Origin of the sequence: Cellulophaga sp. (genome assembly GCF_039943695.1) — a bacterium.
Taxonomy (GTDB): Bacteria; Bacteroidota; Bacteroidia; order Flavobacteriales; family Flavobacteriaceae; genus Cellulophaga.
Map to the genome: position 1 here is coordinate 1 of NZ_JBDVAA010000015.1, position 1251 is coordinate 1251.

Annotated in this window: 1 protein-coding gene and 1 pseudogene; both read left to right on the forward strand. The window is 30.6% G+C overall.

Annotation, left to right across the window (positions count from 1 at the left end; genetic code table 11):
* A pseudogene (locus ABJD66_RS01520) lies at nucleotides 1-198 on the forward strand (prohibitin family protein); the annotation flags it as partial.
* Nucleotides 199-453: 255 nt separating this feature from the next.
* Nucleotides 454-1251: ATP phosphoribosyltransferase (hisG, locus tag ABJD66_RS01525; RefSeq protein WP_348127426.1), on the forward strand; the 798-nt coding region annotated here is incomplete at its 3' end.

The window sequence follows — 1251 nt, forward strand, 5'->3', positions numbered from 1 at the left end:
AAAGAGGCAGAAAAAGTAACTATAGAAGCACAAGGTAAGGCAGATGCAAACAAGATATTAAGTGCATCTTTAACAGATAAAATTTTACAAGATAAAGGTATAGATGCTACAATTAAATTGTCTGAATCTCCAAACTCTAAAGTTATTGTAATTGGTAGTGGAGACTCTGGTTTGCCGTTAATTTTAGGAAACCAATAAATTAACGTTTGTTTGTTAAGAAATTATTAATAGTGAACTAAAATTATAAATTCCCTTTTTTATAATAGAAATAAGTTTTACTTTTACACCATAATGAGAAATAAAAACACACATCATCATCACTTTACTCCTTGCTTTCAGGCGAGCTAGAAGTGTTTTGCAGTGTTTAAACATATATCTAACCCGTTTGAGAAATCAAGCGGGTTTTTTGTTTTTAATCCCTTTTGATTTCTTAAACATATACTAAAAAAAAGAATGACTAAAATTAGAATTGCAATTCAGAAAAGCGGACGTTTAAACGAAGATTCCATAGCTATTTTAAAAGACTGTGGTATCTCTATAGACAACGGTAAAGATCAGCTAAAAGCATCTTCAAGAAATTTTCCAATGGAGGTTTTTTACCTTAGAAATGGTGATATTCCTCAGTATTTAAGAGATGGTGTAGTAGACATTGCTATAATTGGAGAAAATGTTTTGATTGAAAAAGGAGAAGACATAACATTTTCTGAAAGATTAGGTTTTTCTAAATGTAAAGTATCTTTAGCGGTACCTAAATCATTTGAGTACACATCTGTACAAGATCTTCAAGGAAAACGCATAGCAACATCATACCCAAATACCGTTAAAAATTATTTAGAATCTAAAGGTGTTACGGCAGATTTACACATTATTAATGGTTCTGTAGAAATAGCACCAAATATTGGTTTAGCAGATGGTATTTGTGACATAGTATCTAGTGGTAGTACATTATTTAAAAATAACCTTAAAGAGGTAGAAGTAATGTTAACTAGTGAAGCGGTTTTAGCAGTTTCTCCTAAAATATCTGAAGAACGTAAAGAGATTTTAAGTCAGTTAGAGTTTAGAATAGAATCTGTTTTAAGAGCTAGACAGTCTAAATATGTGCTTTTAAATGCACCAAATGAAAAATTAGATACAATTATATCATTATTGCCAGGAATGCGTAGTCCTACTGTATTACCATTAGCAGAAGAAGGTTGGAGTTCTGTACACACAGTAATAAACAAAGATAAATTCTGGGAAGTAATTCAAGAA